This is a genomic window from Butyrivibrio sp. VCD2006, assembly GCF_000423925.1.
GTDB lineage: Bacteria > Bacillota > Clostridia > Lachnospirales > Lachnospiraceae > Butyrivibrio.
This window is the reverse complement of the sequence record NZ_AUIX01000080.1, coordinates 1-1107: the sequence shown is the minus strand read 5'-3', so window position 1 is coordinate 1107 and position 1107 is coordinate 1. Positions and strand designations below refer to the sequence as shown.

The following is a 1107-nucleotide window of genomic DNA, read 5'->3' as shown; positions in this document are numbered from 1 at the left end:
ACCTGCAGGAAGCTCTATGCTTTCAAGTGCCTGGTCATGCTGGAATGCTCCCTCACCTATTATCTCAAGGGTGGACGGCATGGTTATGTTACTGATATTACTTCCGCTGAATACAGATGATGCGATTCTCTTTACTCCGTCAGGAATAGTTATACTTGTCAGTTTCAAATCTCCTGAAAAAGTATTTCCGTCGCAACTTTTTAACGCAATAGGATAATTAACAGTTGTAAGTTCTGTGCAGTCTGCAAATGCCTGTGTTCCCATTCTTTGCAGCGTATCCGGCAACACTATAGCTGTCAGGTTAGTACATCCCATAAACGCCCTGTATCCGATGCTCAAAAGTCCTTCTGACATGTTGACGGTCTTGAGCGATGTGCACCCCATGAATGCATACTCTCCTACACTTGTAACCTCTGCTCCAAAGATCACTTCTTCCAGTGTAGTTGTCTTATGGAATACATAATTACCTATGACTGTTACGCTGTCAGGTATTACAACCTTTTTTAATCCTGTCTTTTCCTTGAATACATCATTTCCGATCTCCCTTACCGTATATCCGTCAATCGTTTCGGGAATGACTACTGTCTCAAGGCTTCCTGTGTATTTCGTTATCCTTATGTTGTTTCCGGTTGTCTTTGTATATTCGAAATACTTTCCATCTGTTTCTTCCAGATTTCTTGCTGTGGCGATTACATCCTCAAGCTCTGTATCGCTCTGTGCAACACAGCTGATGGTCTTTGGTGAAAGCACATACTTGGATGATGAGAATCCTATCCTGTAGGAATGTCCTGCTGTTGCAGCCCTGAATTCCCATCCGCCTTCACCATCAGTGGAAGAATTTGTGATATGTTTGTTTTCGGTGACATCAAAGATGCTTACTGTTATTCCCGCTACTCCGTTATCTGAACTGTCCACTACTTTTCCACGAAGAACAGCGTTTGCCTCTTCAAGTCTTTCTGTCGAGAATTTGAAGCCATTTTCTGTAGCAAATGCCTCTGCGGGGCTTCCTGCGACACCATGGATTGTGAGCGTGTCCGTACTGCATCCATAAAATGCTCTGTATGCAAAAGTGGTCACTTTCTCGCCAATCCATATATCCTTCATTCC

The 1107-nt window shown here is 43.4% G+C and carries 1 protein-coding gene; it reads right to left on the bottom strand.

Going from position 1 to position 1107, the window contains the following annotated elements; genetic code table 11:
- A partial coding sequence (locus tag G586_RS0116990) for a leucine-rich repeat protein (RefSeq protein ID WP_026528664.1) occupies window positions 1–1107 on the bottom strand: 1107 nt, incomplete at both ends.